This is a genomic window from Micromonospora sp. WMMD1120 (assembly GCF_029626235.1).
GTDB lineage: Bacteria > Actinomycetota > Actinomycetes > Mycobacteriales > Micromonosporaceae > Micromonospora.
The window spans coordinates 4,813,055-4,833,401 of sequence record NZ_JARUBO010000005.1; the positions used below are offsets into that span (position 1 = coordinate 4,813,055).

8 protein-coding genes are annotated in these 20,347 nt (G+C 73.4%); 6 read left to right on the plus strand and 2 right to left on the minus strand.

Translation table 11 applies throughout. The features are described 5' to 3' along the window. The first annotated feature begins 3 nt into the window (after nt 1-3). The 4 genes from O7634_RS22160 to O7634_RS22175 are packed head-to-tail and all read left to right on the plus strand — an operon-like array spanning nt 4 to nt 3,891. Entirely contained in the window at nt 4-2,376 is a 2,373-nt protein-coding gene (locus tag O7634_RS22160; RefSeq protein ID WP_278152038.1) for a hypothetical protein, read from the plus strand. Continuing rightward, nucleotides 2,373-3,119 (plus strand): hypothetical protein, encoded by a 747-nt coding sequence (locus O7634_RS22165; RefSeq protein WP_278152039.1) that lies wholly within the window; start codon nt 2,373-2,375, stop codon nt 3,117-3,119. The genes O7634_RS22160 and O7634_RS22165 overlap by 4 nt, the downstream gene beginning before the upstream one ends. Further along, nucleotides 3,119-3,574, plus strand: coding sequence for a YbaB/EbfC family nucleoid-associated protein (locus O7634_RS22170; protein ID WP_278152040.1), 456 nt, complete (start codon nt 3,119-3,121; stop codon nt 3,572-3,574). Before O7634_RS22165 ends, O7634_RS22170 begins: the two co-directional genes overlap by 1 nt. Beyond that, nucleotides 3,574-3,891: a hypothetical protein gene (locus O7634_RS22175; RefSeq protein WP_278152041.1), complete on the plus strand. Its 318-nt coding sequence runs from the start codon at nt 3,574-3,576 to the stop codon at nt 3,889-3,891. Before O7634_RS22170 ends, O7634_RS22175 begins: the two co-directional genes overlap by 1 nt. 68 nt (nt 3,892-3,959) lie before the next feature. Here O7634_RS22175 and O7634_RS22180 read toward each other — a convergent pair whose 3' ends face one another. Together O7634_RS22180 and O7634_RS22185 are read right to left on the minus strand one after the other, a co-directional pair. Then, nucleotides 3,960-4,721, minus strand: coding sequence for a hypothetical protein (locus O7634_RS22180; RefSeq protein ID WP_278152042.1), 762 nt, complete (start codon nt 4,719-4,721; stop codon nt 3,960-3,962). Between the two features lie 144 nt (nt 4,722-4,865). Then, nucleotides 4,866-6,512, minus strand: a complete 1,647-nt coding sequence (locus O7634_RS22185) for a hypothetical protein (protein ID WP_278152043.1) — start codon at nt 6,510-6,512, stop codon at nt 4,866-4,868. Between the two features lie 157 nt (nt 6,513-6,669). On the opposite strand from O7634_RS22185, the gene O7634_RS22190 reads away from it, so the two are divergent. Then, the gene (locus O7634_RS22190) at nt 6,670-19,962 is read left to right on the plus strand and encodes a toxin glutamine deamidase domain-containing protein (RefSeq protein WP_278152044.1); all 13,293 of its coding nucleotides are present in this window, start codon (nt 6,670-6,672) and stop codon (nt 19,960-19,962) included. Then, nucleotides 19,959-20,342, plus strand: coding sequence for a hypothetical protein (locus O7634_RS22195; protein WP_278152045.1), 384 nt, complete (start codon nt 19,959-19,961; stop codon nt 20,340-20,342). The genes O7634_RS22190 and O7634_RS22195 overlap by 4 nt, the downstream gene beginning before the upstream one ends. Nucleotides 20,343-20,347: the final 5 nt, after the last annotated feature.

The window sequence follows — 20,347 nt, forward strand, 5'->3', positions numbered from 1 at the left end:
GCCATGCCCGAGGATTCGGTCGGCTCACTCCAGACGCCCGCCCCCCGTGGGCAGACGTTCGCCGCGCTGCACGTGTGGACGGACCTGCATCCGTACGTCAGCGAACTGGTGGACAACACCGCTGAGACCGGCAACGCCTGGCACGACGCGGGGGCGGCCTTCGAGAAGGCCGCCGCCGAACTCGCCCGCATCAACGACGAGTTCGACCGGATCAAGACGGCGCTGGACCCGGGCTTCATCGGCAAGGCCGGTGACGCGTTCCAGGAACGGACGGCGGAGCTGCTCAACCACAGTCGGGCCGTGCACGACCGGTTGGAGGGGTACGGGCAGCTGGTCGGCGACGTCGGGCACGACATCAAGGTGTTCGCCACCGCCTTCTGGGAGGCGGTCGAGACGTTCCACCAGCTCACCGACCAGCAGGAGCAGCTGTTCGAACAGGCGGTGTACAACGCGTACAACGCTGTCGAGATGTCGCCGCCGGCGGACATGTTGCAGAAGGCGCGCGACGCGGCGTACCAGATGGTCGAGCAGAACATCATGATGCCGCACATGCGGCAGCTCCTGATGACGCTCAGCGACAAGTACGTGATCAAGGGCGAGGCGTTGGACCCGCTGGAGATCACCCCGCCGAACGTGTTCACCAGCGCGGCGGACGACTCCTCGTCCTCGTCGAACGACGACGACGAATCCTCGTCCTCGGGGAACGATGACGACTCGTCGTCGAGCAACGACGACGAGCGGGACAAGGCCGAGGCCCAGGCGCAGGACACGATCGACGATCTGGAAGACGCCGCGCGGGACGGCGGCCTGGGCGGGTCGACGGGTGGCTCCTCCGGCGGCGGCGCCGGTGACGGCGCGCTGAAAAGCGACGGCTCGGGGGCGGGTGGCGGCGACGGTGCGGCGGAGCGGCAGGCCGCCCTGCAGGACGCGCAGAAGGCGGCGAACGACGCCATGGACGGCCTGTCCAAATCTGCCGGGAGTACGTCCGGCAGCGGTGGGGCGCCGAGCGGTGAGACCTCCGGCGCTGGTGCGGGCGGCGGCATGCCGGGCATGGGCAGTGGCGGCAGCCCCGGGTCCGGCAGCTCGGGTGGTGGCAAGGGCAGTGGCAGCAGCCCCGGCAGCGGCAGTGGCAGCAGTCCCAGCAGCGGCAGTGGCAGCAGTCCCAGCAGCGGCGGTGGCAGTCCCGGCGGTGGCATGCCGAGCGGCGGATCGGGCAGCCCCGGGGGCGGCAAGGGCAGCGGCGGCGGTGCCGATCAGGCCCGCCAGAAGGCGTTGGACGACGCGCAGAAGGCAGCCACCGACGCGATCGAGGGCTTGCAGTCGGCCGGCGGTGGCATGCCGGGCGGCGGCTCCTCAGGCGGCGGCCTGCCGACCGAGTCCTCCGGCCCGTCGAGCGGCAGCGGGCCCGGCACGGGCGGCGGGCAGCCATCCGAGGCGGCCCGGCAGCAGGCCCTGAACGACTCCAAGAAGGCCGCCGACAAGGCGATCGCCGACCTGTCGGATAAGCCGGGCGGGCCCGGCGCCGCCGAGCGTCAGCAGGCGCTCGACGACGCCCGGGAGGCCGCGGACAAGGCCATCGAGGACCTGCTGGGTCAGGGTGGCGCGAGCGCCCCGGGGGAGGCGGTGCAGGACGCCCGGGACGCGGCCACCGACGCCATCGACGATCTGTTGGAGGAGAACGAGGCCAGTGACGCGGATCCGGAGACCAAGGAGCAGCGTCGCGCGGCGCTTGAGGACGCCCGGGACGCGCTCGACGACAGCCTGGAAGAGATGGCTCGCTCGACGCACACCGTGGACCCGGAGGACGCCCGGCACGACGACGCCGTCCGCGGGGCCCGGCAGGCGGTCGACGCCGCGATCGGAGACCTGATCGAGGAGGCCGAGGCGCAGCCGGGCGAGAGCGCCGAGGAGAAGGCCCGGATCGAGGCGCTGGAGGACGCCCGAGACGGCGCTACCGGCGCCCTCGACGACCTGATCGAGGAGAACGGCGTCCACACCGGGGACGGCCGGCCGACAAGCCTCGCCGACTTCCTCAGCGGGGCACGCTCCGGTGGGGGCGGCGGCTCGGGCGCGTCGGGCGGGCTGGGCTCGGCCGGCGGCGGGGGCTCGGCCGGCGGGGCCGGCGGTGTGGGTACCGCCGGCAGCCCGCTCACCGACCTGCGCCCGCCCGTCCCGGTGGCCCAGGCCGGCCCGACCGGCCCGGCCATCGACCCGTCCGCCGGGCAGGGCATGCCGATGATGCCGCCGATGGGTCAGGGACACGGGCAGCAGCCGTCCCGCGACCGGGAACGCAGCATCTGGTTGGAGGGCGACGACGAAGCCTGGCAGGACGACAGCGACGGGGCCTCCGCCGAGGCGATCGGCCGGCCCTCGTGACAGTTCTGTTGCTGGAGGAGGCGGTCGCCCGACTGAGCCGTACCCCGCCCGCGGCGCTCTACGCCGCCGCGGACCGCTTCGAGGACCGGCGGCAGACCTTCGCCGAACTCGCCGACCGGCTCCGCCGCGCCCTGCGCGACGCCGAGGACGCCTACCGGTCGATCAGACCCACGTCCTCGGTACCGGCGTCGTCCGCCCACGTCGCGGCGGTGCTCGACCAACTCGCCGCTACCGACTTCGCGAGCGCGCTGCGCCGGGCCGGCGACTCACTGGCCGACGCCCGCGACCGCCTCGGCGAGCTGGTGGCCCGCCAGGCCGTCGACCCGCAGACGCGACCCAACACGTACGACGTGCAGGGCCAGGTGGTCCTGTCGTCCGCCGGGGCGGCGCTCCTGCGGGCCGGGCAGGACCTCCCGCCGCCACCCCCGGTCACCGCGACCGGGCGGGAGCTGACCGGGTCGGCGCCGCCCGGCGTCGAGTTGTTCGCCAGCGATCTCGACCCGGACCGGGACGTCCCGCCCAGCCCGCCGGGTGGCGCCTCTCCCGGCGCGGGCGCGCCGATGATGCCGATGATGCCGATGCACGGGATGGGCATGGGCGCGGTCGGTGCCCACCAGCGCGACCGGCGCGTGGTCGTCCCCGCGCCGGTCGACCCCGGCCCCTGGGCCGAACCGTCGGACGGTTGGGGAACCCCCGGACGCGGCCGGCCCTCCACACCAGTACGCCCCGAGAGGAGCCCCTGATGACCGACCAACGGACCCCCGGCGACGCGACAGCCGGCTTCGAGGCCGCCCTGCAGACGCTGGCCGAGGAACGGGAACGGCTCGGACGCCTGCACGAGCGGATGGCGCAGGGCACGACAACCACCTCGAAGGACCGGATGTTGTCGGTCGCCATGAACGGCCGCGGCGAGATCCTCAAGCTGACCTTTCACAACACCCGGTACCGCCAGATGGCACCGGCCGAGCTGGCCTCGCTCATCACCGAGACGATCGCGGCGGCCCGCGTCGAGTCCCTGAACCAGCTCGCCGACGTCGCCGGCGGGGAGGTGCTGCCCGGCATCTCGTTGCAGGACCTGGCCGGCGGCGAGGTCGACCTGGAACGCATGGTGAGCAGCTTCCTCAACGCCTCGCTGGACGTCCTGCCGCCTGGCGCGGTGTCCACCGGCGACCAGGCGCGACTGCGGGGAGAGAGCTGATGTCCGAGATCACCTCCGCGGACGTACCCGGGGTGCGCGCGATGGCGGACCGGCTCGGGGCCAGCGGCGACCGGCTCGGTGAGGCATTCACGGCGTTGCAGCGGGACCTCGATGCCGTGTACGGCTGCTGGGGCGACGACGCGTCCGGCAAGTCCTTCGCGAACAACTACGTCGGGCCCGCCGAACAGCAGATCGCCGACATCGGCACCACCGTCGAGACCCTCGTCGGTGTCGCCGACAATCTGCGCCTCATCGCCGACGCGTTCCAGCAGCTCGACGCCCAGGGCGGCGGCACGTTGGAGCTGCAGAGCGAGTAGCGGAAAGTCGCGGAGGACCAGATGGCGGAGGATTCCGGGCCCGGGGTCGTCGACCTGCCCCCCGACCTTCAGCGGCTGCTGAAGGTCGTGGTCGGCATGGAGTGGCCAGAGGGCAACGAGGCGATGCTGCGGAGCATGCACCGGATGTGGAGCGACCACGGGGACGTTCTGCGGGCGCTGCGCGACGACATGCCCGGACTGGCCCGCTCCCTCGGCGACGCGATGACCGGGTCGGCCGCCACGACGTACACCGATCTGGTCCGCTCCGACCTGCCCGCCGTCCTCGACGCCCTGGCCAGCGTGACCGACGAACTCGCCAAGACCTCGATGAACGCCGCCGCGGACATCCAGAAGACCAAGGTGACGATCATCGTCCAGTTGGTCGTGTTGGCGGCGTCCATCGCCTGGCTGCTGGCCACTCTCTTCGGTGCCCTGTTCATCCCGATCGTGGTCGCTACGGCGCGCGGCATCCTGTATGCGATCCTCCGTACCCTGATCACGGAGCTGGCCGCCGAGGTGGTCATCGGCTTCGGCGTGGACCTCGCCACCCAGCTCGCCCAGATCGCCCGTGGTCTGCGCATCGGCGGCCTGGACACGCAGTCGTTGCTGGTGTCCGGCGTCGGGAGCGTGATCGGTGGTGTCGCCGCCGGCGCCGGTCGCCTGGTCGCCGGCGAGGCGGCCCGGCACCTGGCGAACAGGTGGACGAGCACCACCCAGAGCATCACCTCGGACGGAATGCGCCAGATCACGGACATCCAGTTCAAGGGGGCGTACGCCGCGATCTCCGCGACCGCGCAGGGCGCGGGCGGCGCCATCGCGGACGCGGGCACCGGCGCGATCTTCGGGCAGGGGTTCAACTGGGGTTCGGTGACCGCGGCGACGATTGGCGGAGCGTCCGAGGGCGGGCCGTCCACCGGCGGTCGAAGCGGTGGCGTGGGCGAGGTGGGGGTGCCCAGTGTGGACGGGCTCCCCAGCTATGCCGAGGCGGTCGGCGACTCCGACGCGAAGCCCGGCGACCAGGTCGGTGAGAAGTCCGACGCGGACGTCACGGAGAAGCCGGGCGCGAGTGGATCGGACACGTCCGCTGACGTCGCCGCCGGGTCGGACAGCGCCGCCACCACGGACGCTGCGCGGTCCAGCTCGGACGAGGCACAATCGGTGGCGGCCTCTGGTTCTGGACCGGTGGGTACGTCCACCACCGGGCCGGCCGTCGCCCCGGTGGCGTCCGCCCGTGCGGGCGGAGCGTCCCCGACCACTACCGTCCCGACGGCGGCGTCCACCGGACCTTCCTCGGCGGCGTCGACCTCAACCCCGGCTTCGGCGGCTTCCTCGTCCAGCCAAGCCCCGTCGGCCGGTTCTTCGGCCCCAGGCTCGGCCTCGGCCCCGTCGGCGTCGGGCTCTGCTTCGGCCCCGTCGGCGTCGTCGGCGTCGGGCGCGGCGTCGACGGCGGCCTCCTCCGCGTCGGGGGGCTCCTCGGGGGCGAGTCCCGAGGCCGCTGCCTCGACGGGTCCCTCGACCGGCGCCGCGCAGGCAGCCGCCGCCGGCGGGGGATCGGCGACGGTTCCGACGTCCGGCACGACCACCGGCGGCTCGCCGGTCGCGACGGTGGGAGGGGCGAACGCGGGGCAGGGTGGCGGTGCCCCGTCCACCGGCGGTGCCCCGTCCACCGGCGGGGCGTCGTCGTCCGCCTCGTCGTCGGCCTCCTCGACGCCCGCTGGCACGCCCGCCGCAGCGGGTGGGTCGGCGAGCGCGGCAGGCCCGGCCACCTCGGCACCCACCCCCACCTCCGCCTCCGGCAATCCGGCGGCGGCGACCTCGACGGCATCCGGATCAGCGGCCACCTCGTCCTCGGCTACTTCGCCTTCTGCCCCATCCGCCGCGACCTCGACGTCGGTCTCGTCGGCCACCTCGCCGTCCGCGACAGCGCCGTCGTCGACGGTCGCGCCCGGCACGCCGGTGACCGCTTCGACGGCGACGGCGAATCCCGCCTCGGCCACAGCGCAGTCATCGGGGACCGCTGTGCCGTCGTCGACGCCGGCAACCACGTCGACCCCACCGGTCGCGCCGCCCTCGACCTCGACGGCAGCCTCCCCGTCGACCGTCAGCTCGCCATCGACTTCGGCGGTCGGTTCCTCGTCGGCAGCTTCGCCGGCACCAGCAGCGACGTCCACCCCGGCCCCGACAGCATCCCCGCCCACGACGTCCGCTCCCGCTCCGACAGCATCCGCGACCACGACGGCGACTCCGTCCGCCGCGGCGACTCCGTCCGCCGCGGCGACTCCGTCCGCCACGGCGACTCCGTCCGCCACGGCGACTCCGTCCGCCACGGCGACGCCCTCGACCGCAGCTCCGGCACCTACCTCGACCCCGGCCCCGACCGCTACTCCGACGCCGACGTCCACGCCGACGTCGACGCCGACCTCAACCCCGGCACCGACAACAACGCCAACCCCGGCACCGACAACAACGCCAACCCCGGCACCGACAACAACGCCAACCCCGACGACAACGCCAACCCCGACGACAACGCCAACCCCGACGACAACGCCAACCCCGACGCCGACGACAACGCCAACCCCGACCCCGGCGGCCACGCCGTCGGCTGGGGTGGGGGACGTCACGGGGAAGCCGGTGCCCGTCGTCTCGGCCGGTGATGCGGCGACGGCTCATCGACAGCACGCTCCGACCGCCACCACCGGCCTGACCGTGACACCGCACGTCAGCGGCCCTGTACCGGCGACACCCGCACGCGACAGCGGCGGCGACGTGGGTGGGGTCGTGTTCGCGTACCCGCCGCCGCGCCCCGCCCGGCCGCGTACCGACGCGACTTCGACGCCGTCACCCGTGCCGGACGAGTCCAGCGGCACCGCACCGACCGCCGCCGACGTCGCCGGCGCCGTGCCCGTCGATCGCAGCGGCTGGGTGCCGGTCGGTGATCCGCTCACCGTGGAACAGATGCGCGCACGCTTTCCGTATCTGGACCGGGCCAATCCGGAGCGGGCGCTGCTGAACTGCGTATTCGCGGCGATCGTCACCGATCTGTTGGTGCGCTTCGGTGGGCGGGACCGGTTCGAGGCGCCCGCATCCGTCGCCACCGAGGTGGGTGTGCTGAGCTTCTACGCGGGGCGGCCCGTTCAGGAAGCCGACGGATACCAGGCCGTCATCGACGCGATGCGCGCGTCTCCACCGGGCTCGCGCGGTGTCCTGGTGGTCAACGACGCCGCGGGGTCGCTGGCCCACGCCGTCAACGTGGTACGTGACGAGCACGGCGTGTTCTTCCTGGACGGCCAGACGAACGCTCCGGCGACTGTACCGCCCGTACCGTCACGGGTTCGTTTCGTCGCCACCACCGCCGACGTGCCGGCGCCGGCCGTTTCGACGGCGCCGACGTCGGCGGCGGATGCCGACCTCGCGGGATCGGACCACGCGGCGTTGTTCGGCCTGCAACCCCTCGGCGACCGGCCGCGTGACCTCGTTCAGGCGGTGCACGCCGCGACGGGCCGCGACCAGGAACCCGGCCCGGTGGCGCAGCGCTGGGGGACGACCGACCCCGGCCGTCTTGCCGAGGGCCTCCGGCTCCGGCTCGTCGTGGTCGGCGAGGACGGGGCGCTGCGGGCGTACGGCGATCCCGGCCGGCCCGAGGCGTTCCTCGCGCGCAGTGGTGGCGGCTACCTGGCGCTGACCCCGACCGCGGGTCGCGAGCCGGAGCTGCCGGGTGACCGGGACGTCGAGGAGATCGGACGGCCGCGGGGACTGACCGGTCGGGACGGCGGGGAACCGGTCCGCGCGGTGGCGTCGGAGCTGCTCGACGCCCACGACGGCGGTCTCGGCCGGTACCGCTGGACGCTCGACGGCCACCAGGTGAACCTGAGCGCGCTCCTGACGTTGCCGTCGGTACACCGTCACCTGCCCCGGTTGCTCGGCGGCGGGGGCCTGGTGTTGCGGTCGGACCGGGCCGGCCCGCGGGCCCACCGCTTCGAGTTGCGGCTGACCGGCCGCCGTGCGAGCGGCTACGACCTTGTCGTCGACCATCTCGCCAGCCGGGTCGATGTCACAGTGACCCTGCACCGCGTCGGCAGCACCACGCGCGAGTGGCAGCGAATCGTGACGCTCACCGAGCAGTTCCAGCGGACCGTCCCGTTGCTGCCGCTGCCGCCGTCCGGGATGCCGGAGCCGACCGGCGTCCCGTTCCCGGTCACGCCCGACCAGCTGCGCACCGGCGCGGTGACGGTCGGCGCGACGCGTACCCCGTCCGGGGAGCCCCGGGCCAGGGCGTTCACCGACGCCGTACCCCTCGGGTTCGTGCAGATCGGTGACCACTACCGCCTGGTGGTCCGGGCCGTGCGGGTTGATGCTCCGGTGGAGCTGCTGCTCGACGTCACCGCCGTCGCCGACCTGCGTGGCCATTTCGTCGGGCCGGGTCTGGACGGCCTGGTGCCGTACGAGGGCCCACCGGGGTACGCGGGGCCGTCGCGCACCCTCGGCCCGACACCGGAGGGGGTCGGCGACGCGAACTGGGCCGCGCTGCGCGACGACCCGGCCGTCGACGTCGACCGGCCCCGGTGGGACGCGCTCACCACGCTCGCCCCGGACGTGCCCACCGCGCGGCTACTCAGCTGGGTCCGGGCGATCGGCCACGCGCCCGACGACGTCGCCGCCCTGGCCGACCGGATCGGCGTCGCCCCACGATCGTTGCTGACCCTCGCCGTCGACATCGGCGTCGACCCGCAGGCGCTCACCGTGTTCGCCAGCCGTCTCGGACGGCTCGACGAGGTCACCGTGCCGGAGCTGCGCGGCAGTCTCGACCCGTACGGTCGGATCACCGACGACGACGTGGTGGCGATCGCGGACATCGCCGGTCGGTTGGGCCTCGCCGCCGACGCCCTACCGCCGCTCCTCGACTTCGTCGCCTACGGCGTGCCGTTCGACCTGCTTACCGCGCTACCGGACACCCTGCTCGCCGCGGCGGTGGCGGTGGCCTGGCTGCGGCACGACATCGACACCCTGCCCGACCGGGCCGCCGAGGCGCTCGGCCTCGACGACCGTGACCAGGTCGAGGACCTGGCGATGGCGCTGGGCGTGCTACCCGGTCACCTGGCGGTGATCGCGCCGGAGGTCCGGGATGCCGTGCTGCCGGACCTGGACGTGCCTGGTTCGAGCAGCGCTCCGGCGGCGGGGCGGGCCGAGGCCGTCCGGGAGAATTTGCGCCGCAGTGGCTACCTGCCGCACGACAACCCCGCCGGCCTCACCCGTCAGTTGACCCTGGCCGGTCGGCTCGGCTTCCACCCCGGTCAGCTCTCCTTCCTGCTGCCGTCGCCGCACGTCGTGCTGCTGGCCCACGAGTTCCTCGTCGACGTGCCGCTACAACGGGTCGAACTCACCCTGCGGCTGCTCGCCGAGGACCTGACCCGCCCATCCGAGGCGTTGCTGAGCGGCCTGCCGCGTACCGAGTTCAGCGACGCCGAGCTGACCGAGTGGGTGGACTCGCTGACCAGCACTGACACCGTCGCTGAGGAGTTCCGGGCAACCGCCCGCGCACTACTGAACCGGCCGTGGGGCGACCTGCGCGGGGCGACAGCCCTCGGCTACCGGGCCGGTTCGCCGGAGCTGAACCGCTTCCTCGACGTCGTCCAGGTCGCGGTGGCCTCCGGCCGGATGCCGGTGGACCTGCTTCGCATCGCGCACCGGCTGAACCTGTCGCCGGACACGGTGCTCGTCGCGGCCCGTGTCATCGGCACCGACCCGCGCTACCTGCACCCGTTCACCGCGCCGCTGCTGCGCAGCGAACTGCCCGCGTCCGACCCGGACCACCAGAACGTTCTGGACGTCGCCGCGACGCTCCGGACGTACGCGGCCCGCCGGTCGCCGCTGCACGACGAGGCGTTGCGCGTGCCGTGGATGTTCCGGCAGACGGCGCGGGGTGTCCTCGGCGCGTGGGGCGCGGTGGTGACCCCGGCGGTCCTGACCACGGCGCTGGCCCAGTTGGGGCGCGCGGAGGTGCCCGAGTCCCACACCGACGTCCTGCACAATCGGGGCAGACAGCTCAGCGAGGCGACGCAGCGGTTCGACAACGACCTGCCCGCCGACCGGATCGGCGCTCTCGGTGACCTCGGTGGCCTGCTCGGCCGCTGGATGGCCGGGCTGCGGCAGATCACCGGCATGCATCGGGCCGTGGAGGCGGCGGCCCCCGGCAGCCGGAATCCGCTGCGCAATGCCGTGGTTGCGCGCGACCGGCTGGAACGCGCGATCATCCAACTCCTAAACGCCCAGGCCCGGCCGACGCCGGAGTTGCGCGCGGCGTGGGCGGACCGGGATCAGGCGGTGCGAAATCTGACCCTGGAGCCGCACGCCCGGCTGTCCCGTACCCTGCCCGGGCTGCTCCTCGCGGTCCTCACCGCCGACGCCCGGTACGCCCGGCTGCTGTCCGCGGCCGTCGCCGCCAACCTGCGGCAGCGCCCTGAGCTTCGTGAAGCGGATGGCACACCGCACCCCGCCGTCGCCGAGCTGGCCGGCGCGGTCGAGTCGGTCGGGAGGACGTTCGAGGCGATCCTGCAGGACCAGCCGTTCTTCCAGCGGCCGGACGACCTGAGCGCGCTGGAGCTGGACGAACGTCTCGCCAACGCGTTGGCGGATGCGCACGGCAGCGCCGTGCAGGGGCAGCGCTCCGGTGAGGCGTGGCTGGGGACGTACTGGGCCGGGCGGTTCGCCGATCCGCGGTTCGACGCGTCCACCTTCGCCCTGGACCACCAGGCGCGGCCGTGGCTGGACCACGGTGCGGTTCTGGCGCTCGCCCGGGCCGCCGGTCAGCCGCCATGGACCGTTCACCGCCTGGTCGCCGACGAGCTGGAGCGGACCCCTGTCGAGCTGCTGGACCCGGCCAACCGGCACGGCGTCCCGCTCGGACGCCTGCTGGAATACGCCGCACGCTGGTACCTCGACCCGGCCGTCTTCGGCTTCCTGGACCGCGCTGCCCTTGCTGACGACGACCGGCACGCGGAGTACGCCGCGCAGCTCGAGGACCACCTGAACGACCGGGACAGCGCGGTGACCGCGTTCGTGTTGGCCCGCGCGACACAGGGGCGGTTTGCCGGCCCGCCGGCGGACACCCTGCTGTTCGACAGCCCGACGGCCGTGGCGCTGAGCATGGGTCTGCCCCGGGCCTGGGGCACGGGCGACCCGGTCCCGCGCGAGGCGCTGGTGGAGTTCGACGAGCTTGAGGTGTCGCTCATCGCCCTGATGGACGTTCAGGAGCCGTCCATCGTCCTGGCAGCCGAACTCGGCGTGCCGGCGATGTGGGTGGCACTCGTCGGCACGCGGGTCGGCCGGGTGCCGCTGGACCTGGCGGCGCACGCGGCGCGACTCGGGGTGGCGGACCCGCTGCTGCTGTTCGCGCTTGTCGCCGAACTCGGCGTCGACCCCGCCGTGTTCACCTCGGCCGACGGACTGGCGGCGCTCAACGACCCCGCCCCCGCGGAGGACCGGTACGCGCCGGTACGCGCCCTGCTGACGGACCCGGCGACCGGCCCGCCACTTGCCGTCGCGTGGGCCCGACCGGGGGCCCGGGTCGATCCGGTACCGGGCGGGGACCGACCGACACGGCCGTTGCCGGAGTCGCTCTGGCAGATCTACCGGACGACCGGCCGGGTGCCCACCGACATCATCCGGCTCGCGGCCAGCGCGTACCTGCACCCGGCGGTGCTCGCCGATGTGGCCGCCGACCTGGGAATGGACCCGCGTACGGTGTCGGTGCTGGCGCAGTCTCTGCCGGACGCCCCGCAGCCGGACGCGGCACCCACCGCGCCCCCCGCGCCGCGTGTCGACCGGGCCGCCCGGGTACGTGACGTGGCCGTCGAGTGGGCGGACCGGCTCCAACGCCGCTGGTCGATCACCGCCGACGAGATCTTCTCGCTGTTCCACTTCCTCAGAGGTGAGGGGCACACCCTCACCGTCCTCGACAACGGGTCGACTGCCCAGGTCACGGACCTACTGACCCAGTGGCGGGCGGAGCTGGCGGCCCGGCAGGGACGCTCGGCCATGACCACACCGGCGAACTCGCTCGACCTGGACGAGGTCATCAACTCCGCGGACGCCCCCGGAATCCGGCCCACCGAGATCGAGGATCCGCCCGGTCTGCTGGAGCTGCTGCGCGCCATCCCGGGTGTCGAGGTCACCGACTTCGCGGACAGCGCGCAGGCGGACGCGGCGGCGCAGTGGGGAGCGGCCGGGGGGCGGACCGACCCGGCAGACGACTCGTCGGACAGCGACGGGGACAGCACCGTCGACGCGCTGACGCCGGCGCGGCGATCTCCCGCCGAGCCCGGAGCGATCGGCGATCCGGAGGGCACCGGACGGCCCCGACTGTCAGCCGGAGAGCTCGTCGGTCGGGCGTTGCCCGGTCTGGGCCGTGCCGGTGGCCGTGATCCCGGACGGCTGCGGCAGTGGGTGGCCGCTGTGGAGCCGGACCGGCCCGGCGCGGAGGTGACGCTGGGCGAGATCGACTGTGTGGTGCGGGCGTACGCGGCGTTCGTCGCCCTGCACGGCCGCAGCGCGAACGTGGTGGACAACCGGGTCGTCGCGGCGCCGGAGTCGATGACGGTGCGGGATCTTCAGGAGCTGTTGGACGGCTCGCTGCGGCCGTTGGAGGACTGGTCAGCTCTCGTCGACGGGCTGCGTGCCACCCCGGGGGCGATGGCGCTGATCCACCTGCCCGCGAACGACCTGGTGCTCGCGCCGGACGCCGGGCCGGACCGTGGTCACGTCTTCTGGCTGTGGTCCGATGTCCGGGACGGGACGCCGGCGCTGCGGGTGATCGACACGCAACGCGCGGGCCTGCTCGCCGACGAGGCGTTCACCGGTCCGCCGAACACCCGCTGGGAGCAGGCGTTGACCGGGCACGGGGTTCGTGCCCTGCTGCTCGACGCGGACGGCCGCCCCCAGACACAGCCGACACCCGACACCGTCGAAATGAATGCGCTGGCCCTGGCGTCGCGATCACCCGCCGAGCCCGGCGTGCTGGGCCTGCTGGAGACGCGCCACGGGACCGGCTCGGACGCCGTGGCGGCCGCACTGACCCTGCCCGGTCGACACACCGGGCGGGATCCGGACCGATTGCGTGACTGGGTGCGTACGGTCGAGGCGCAGCGGCCCCAGATGGTGCTGCAACACGACGTGGCCCGTGCGTACGGGGCGTTTGTCGCGATGCACGGCCGCGCGGCGAACGTGGTGGACAGCCGCCGATCGCCGGACGTCGCGCGGCTCACCCTGCCGGAACTCCAGCAGTTGCTCGGAGGCACGGTGCGCCCGTTGACCAACGTACCGGGCATGCTCACCGCGCTGCGGAACGCGCCCGGCGCGATGGCCCTGGTGCACGTGCCCGACCGCGACCGCGTCTTCTGGCTGTGGTCCGACGACACCGGCGACGCCCCGGTCCTGCGGGTCGTCGATCCCACCCACGCCGGGCTGCTGGGACGGCCCGCGCCCAGCGTCCTCCGGGAGATGCTGCGCACGCCCGATGTCACAGTCCTGGCGCTCGACCCGGACGGGCGGTCCATCGGCGAGCGGCCAACCGAGACGCTGCCGTCGCCGGTCGCGACGCGGGGGGCGACGGTGCCGTGGTATCTCCAGGACGGGGCGCTCGGTCAGTTCACCGTCCTGGCCGCCGGGCGACCGGCCAGCGCCCGTGTCGGTTCCGCCGCGCAGATCGCGAGGAGCCTCGTCGCCAGCCTGCCCGTCCTGCCCGGCGTGCCGGCCGTCGACGCGGGGGCGATCCGGGCCGAGGTGCGGCGGGAGATCACCCGGGCGTTGGAAGCGCCGGAACGCGGCACCGGTCCGGCCGACGCCGCCTACGAGCAGTACCTGGAACACTGGGACGAGCGTCTCACCGGCGGTATCCACCTCAGTGCCGGCGACCATCTGGTGTGGATCCTCCCGGTGCCCCGGGCGCCCCGCCCCGCCCCGCCCGCACCCGAGCAGGACGCCAAGGTCTACAAGGTCAGTTTCGGCTCCACGTCCCGCGGCTGGACCACTGACAGCGAGCGGCCGTCCGGCGGCGTCTCCAGCTGGGACACCGCGCTCGGGGGGATCAGCCGGCACCTCACCCGGGTGATCTTTCAACTGCCGGACATCACCTTCGGCAGCCACCGCGAGCACGGCAGCTCCGAGGGTCGCAAGGTGCTCGCCGGTCGTCAGATGTTCGTCACCGACTCCACCCCGTTCCAGGCCGGTCTCGCCTTCAAGGTGTACATCGACGGCCGGCTCTGGGCCACCACGGCGACCCGGCCCGCCTCCGACGACCTGCTGCTCATCCAGTTCCCCACGCCGTACACCGATCCGGCGAACGGGCAGTACCGCCCGGCCCGCGCCGCCGCTTCCACCGACGGCTCACCACCCCGCACCTCGTACGCCGACCGGGTGTTCAACGCTCTGGCCACCGAACAGTTGATCGCCAGCTGGCACCGGGCCCTGCGGGAGAGCCTTGGCGCGGCCGCGGCCGCCGACTTCGCCCGCCAGGGCGTGGCGCAACTGCTCAACGAGCGGACCGCGCTCAACCGCGACCGACGCCTGTTGAACGGCTCGGACCGCGCCACCGGCCTGCACCACGGCAGCACGACCATGTCGCTGCACCTGATGCTTCAGCCGATGAGTTTGCAACACCTCGGTGACACCCCGGACGTGGCGGTCCGCGACGACCTCGGCGTCATCGCGGAGGCCGGTACCAGCACCGACGGCAGCCGGCACGTCGCGCTCGCCGGCGAGGTGGCGTCGTACGGCATCAGCCACATCGCCCGTGCGCTGCCCAAGACGGGCGAGAAGCTGCCCAAGGACAACAGGTGGCAGGGCACTGTCAGCGGCGAGTTGGGCGGCAGCGTCGGTCGCGATGCCGGCGTCGAACTCGGCGAGAGCGTGCTCAACCACACGGTGTTCAAGCGCACCGACGCGCAGACGCGCTACCGCCAGCAGTTCGAGGCGGTCCTGGTGACCCAGCTCAGTTCCGGGGAGGTGCGGCCGGTGGTGCTGCTCGGGATGCCCGGGGAGGTGGGTGTCTGGCAGGAGCAGCGCGGCGCGTACGAGCAGGCCTTGCTCGGTGCCCCCATGGACGGTCCGATCGTGGCGGTGCCGCCGGCGGCTCGGCGGATCGGGCGACGTGTCGACGAGGAGGAGATTCGTAACCGTCTCGGGCCGCGGGCCGTCGAGGTCCTCACGGGTGGTCGGGTCGTCGACCCGAAGACCCGACGGCTGATGCCGACCGTCGAGACGCCGCAGATGCGGGGTCGTTTCCCGGCGACACCCGTGCCCGGCGAGCCTCTGGCCCTGGCCACCCGGCGCGGGTTGGGCCCGAGCGCGCCCCTGTCGTTGCCCGGCGCGGAGGTGGTGCTCGACACCGCCACCGAGGGGCTGCTCGCCCTGTCGCACCGCGACGAGCTGCCGGTCGACGTCATCGAGGACCTGGAGATCCACATCGGGCGTGACGCCATGGAGGCGGACCCGAGCCGGTTCCAGACCGGCGACCCGTTCCAGGTGATCATCGACGGTGTCCCGTACGACGTGCTCGTTCTCGCGTACGTGGAGGAGTTGCGTGACACGAGCGCCTATTCGATGGACGTCAACCTGCGCGCGTTGCAGGGCAGTTCGGTGGAGGGCTCGGTCGGCACCTCCAGCGGTGTGGGCGGCGGCTTCGGTGGTGGTCTGCTGGTCCCACTGCCGCTGCAGGAGTGGAAACTCCAACTGGGGCGGGCCGAGCTGCAGGGCGAGTGGGAGTGGTCCCAGTCCGACGCGTACGACGGGGCGGTCAAGCACTACCGGCGTACCGAGACGACGGGGGACGTGACCGAATATCGGTACCGGACGATCTACGAGGTCGTGCTGCGCCGTGCGGTGACCTGGGACCATGCGGCGGGACCGCGGGTGACGTACCTGATCGGCGACGAGCCGACCGAGCCGGATGAGCCGGACGTGACCGCGCTGCGTACCGTGCTGCCCGACGAGCACCGGCTGGACCGAACTGTCACAGCGGATGAGCAGGACCTCGCCGGCCGGGTGGCCATCGTGACCTTCCGCGAGTGGGACCAGGCCAACCCCATCCCGTACGAGAAGGAGTCCGCGGCCGGGGTGTTCCCCTTCCTGCCCGGACTGCCCGAGGTCGCCGCTCAGGCCGCATACATGTACGCGCAGCTCAACAACCTGGGTCGCCGGTGGTTCGCGGAGCCGCTGAACTGGCCGCGTCCGATGTGGGGTCTGGGCATCGCCAGCCAGGTCGCCGGTCATCTCGCCGAGCTGACCGACGGCTACGGCTGGCTGATCGCGCTACCCGACGAGGGCGGGCACCACCAGGCCGTACGGGTGCAGATGCGCGCGTTCGACCCCACACAGATCCGGCCGCCCTCGAACGTCGAGATCGAGCACTACCAGCAGTTCAGCGCCGGGCACAAGTGGTCGCACGACACCGGCAGGAGCGCCGGATTCGGCATCTCCACCGGTCCGGTCTTCCCGCTCGGCGGCTCCGGCAAGGCCGACGACCCGACGGACCAGGTGGCTCCGTCCGACCCGTCCGGCCCGACCCGCCGGCAGATCGGCGGCATCGGCAGCGGCGGTCCGCTGCCCGGTGGCGACACCGCGGGCGAGGGCGGTCTCGGTCGCCTCGCCGTCGGCCCGTCCGGTGGCTACCGGTGGTCCCGCGAGGACGGCATGTCCGACGAGTCCGGGTACATCGACATCACCCGGGCCACCTACGGTGGGCTCACCCAGCACCACCGCAGCAACCTCGTCTTCAAGATCACTGCGGAGCGGTGGGACGGTGAGCAGGGCGAGGTCACCCGGGCCGTCCGCTACCTGCGCGTCAACCTCGGCAAGGACTTCATCACACCGGACCGCCTCGCGGCGGCCCTCGGACTGCCCGGCGCCAGCACCGTCACGCCGGCCAGCCCACCGGCCCGTCGCCCGGTCGACCCGGAGCCGGTCCGGGCCTGGTCGCACCCGGAACGGCTCGCCGCCCGCGCCGTGCTGCCCGCCGTCACCCGCGCGCTGTCGGTCTGGAAGCTGCTACCGCGCCGCGCCGACCCGGTCGACCTGCCCCCCACGCTCCTGGTCCGCGCGCTCACCGCCCGGTTGCGGCCCGCAGCCCTGGACGGGCAGTCCGCCACCCTGACCGGCACGGGCCTGCGGGTCTGGCAGCCGGTCGTTACCGACGGGAAGATCCGGTTCCTACTCGTCCAGGTGACCGGCGACCTACAGGCGCCGACCGCGGACCTGCCCCGTGACGACGTCGCCCTGACCGAACGCAGCGAGGCGGTGACGGCGCACTCGACCGATACCGCGCACTCGGGCATCCTGCACGTGGGCGGTCGGGCCCGGGCCCGTGGCGAGATCGCCTCGAAGGCAGACCTGGCCGGCGAGTTCCGGGCCGAGTGGCAGCACATCACCGGCGTGGGCAGCGGCCTGGCCGACGAGACCAAGGACATCATGCGGCTCGGCATCAAGCAGTCGCACGAGTTCACCCAGCCCATCACCTTCCGGGTCGACATCGGCCTCACCACCGAACTGCCGGAACTCCTCCGGTTCCTGACCACCACCGGCGCCAACCTCTACCGCGCACTGGAAGGGCTGGTGTTGCGGGACGCCGGCTGGTGGAGCCGCTGGTCGGCCGACGCGCCGGTGGTGGGCCGGGCCGCATGGTGGGAACGCACCACCACGATCACCGGCATCACCGGCGACGCGCGGCTCGTCGTTCCCGCGTACCTGACGATCGCGAACGCCCTCTCGGCCGCGACCGGGCCGGTGGACGGCAGTTGGGCGCCGGCCGGTCCGTCCCGGCCGGCGGCCGTGCCCGCGGTCCGGGTCGAGCGTGGGCCGCATCCGACCCCGCCAGCCCTCAACGCGGCGGTGCTGGCCGATCCCACCTTCACCCCGCAGTCGGTGCGCCCGATCGCCCGTGCCGCCCACACCTGGGTCAAGCTGGTCACCGAACCGCTGCGGAGGTGGCCGAGCACGTTCGACGAGAACCATCCGCCGCGGATCGCCCGCAAGGACCACCTCAGCTCGCTGGAGCGCACTGTCGCCCACCACACCTCGGACCGGCAGCTCAACCGCCGGTTCGACGAACTGCTCGAACACCGCTACCAGGTCGGGAACACCGGCGTCCGGCTGGGTCTGGACCTCCGTGGCGCGTCGTTCAACGTGGACCTCGCCCCGGACGGCACGGTGCGGCCCCGCGGCTACACCCACAAGGGCCGCAACTACCGGCAGCGGGACACCAAACCCAGCTACGAGGTCTCCACGAGCACCAGCTCCTCGGTGGGCGGCGGAGTGACGCTGCGTGGCACGAGCGGCAACGTCCGCACCGGCCCGGGTGGCTCCGGGTACGGCGGCTTCGGCGCCGGCCGGGGGTACGAGGGCGAAACCAGCAACGTGGGCGAACGCAACAGCGAACGGCGGGCCCAGTACCACCTCATGCGCTACGACGCGACCCTGGTGATCTATCCGCCAGGAGATCCGGGCTACCGGCTGCTGATCGACCGGGACGGAGGGCTGTTCGCGGTGACAACCGTGCGACCGGACACCACCTACCAGCCGCCGGCCCGGTTCGCGCCGACAGTCGTCGACCCCGTGCAGGGCATGGAGATGGGTAGCCGCATCGACCCCGGGCCGTCCGGCCGGCCGAGCACGTCAGCCCAGGCGGCCCCGCCGATCGTACCGGTGCAGGCCGCCCCGCCGAGCGCACCGGTCCCGGCCACCCCAACCAGCAGGCTGGACGAGTCGGCTTTCCGGCGGACGGTCGACGAGGTGGCCGAGGCTGGGCAGGCGGCGTCGGTGCGCGCCGGTCTGTTGTCTCTGGCGGAGTGTCTGGCATTGGCAGAGCGGATGGTCACCCGGCTCTATCCGGCCGCCACGCCGGCGTTGCACGCGCTGCGCCCGCGTCACACACAGGAGGCGGAGACGGCCCGGTCCTGGCTGACCGGGCAGACCGACTGGACGCCGGTGACCGACTGGGACACGGTCGAGGCCGACCTGCGCGACCGCCCCGGCGCGACCGCCGTCGTGCTGGTGCACCGACCGAACCAGACGGTGCACCACATGTTCCTCGCGCACACCCTCGCCGACGGGCGGGTGCTGTGGGCCGACCCCGGCCGGGCACCCGGCGAACGGGTCTTCGCGCACCCGGAGCCCTTCACCGACTCCCGGCTGGAATCGCCCGTCGCCGCGCGTACCCTCGTGATCGGCCCCGACGCCACCGTCGCGCCCGGCCGGGCCGCTCCGGAATCCTCCTCGACCGCTCGTGCGGTGGTGGACGCGCCGCTCGGCCACGACGTACGCGGCAGCGTTTCTCCCCGGGCGACCTGGCGTTCGGAGCTGCCGACCGCCGGGCCGGTGGTCGACCTCGAGGCGGTACGGGCCACCCTGCACGACCGGGCAGCGGCCGGCGACGACCCGATCCCGTACCGGATCGCAGACGTCCTGCCCGGCCCCGATGCGCCCGGCCTCACGCTGACCCTGGGTACGGCCGCACCGGTGGACCTCGCCGGGCTCACCCCACGGCTGGCCAACCCGGGGGCGGTGACCGCCGCCCCGGACGACAACGGTGTGACATTGCGCCTGTCCGACACCCGCGACACCTGGACGGACCTGCGGGCCGTGGCCCGGCACCTGCGGGCGTCCGGCGAGCGGACCGTCTCCGCCACTGTCGAGGCGGCGCTCGGGCCGGGCGACCACGGCGCGCTCGCCGGGCTGGTCTCCGCCTACCGGTCGGCGCTCGCACGGATGGTCGGCAGCACCGCGACGACCGCCGACGCGCTGCGCGCCTCGGTGGCCCGGACGAGCCTCAACCTCGGCGTCCTGCAGGCCCAGATCCGGCTGGTGCACGCGCTGCGCGGCGCCGGCGCGGCCGCCGCGCCGGCCTGGGTCGGCAACCACCACTACTGGTGGCACGACGACGAGCCGGCCGACGTGTCGGGGGAGGCCCGACGCCTGCTGGAGATCATCGCGGCGGTGCTGCCCGACCACGCCGATCTGGCCGCCCTCGCCTTGCTCGCCGACGGCGTGAACCCGGGCGACACCGTCCTCGTTGGAGAGTCATGACCATCCGCATGATCTGGGCCGGTGGCCGTCAGGACGTGTCGGCGGAGCATCCGGAGGACCTACTCGCCGAACTGATTCCCGGGTACACCGGGCTGCCGCCGCAGCACCGCCGTACGGCCCGGATCCGGCATGCGGAAGGGTCACTCACCCGGATCCGGCAACGGCTGGCCGCCGCGTTCGCGCCGCACGGCACCGCGCCGACGGTCCTCGTCGACGCGCGGCACCCGGGCGACCCCGCCTCGTCGGTGCTGTGGTTGTGCACCGACGACGACGAACGTTACCTGCGCTCCCTGGCCGCCGTCGGCGACATCTTCCTGACCCTGGGCGTAGCGGACGTCCCCGACCCCGTGGTGTCCCGTCCGGCCGCCGCCATCCGCTGAGAGGG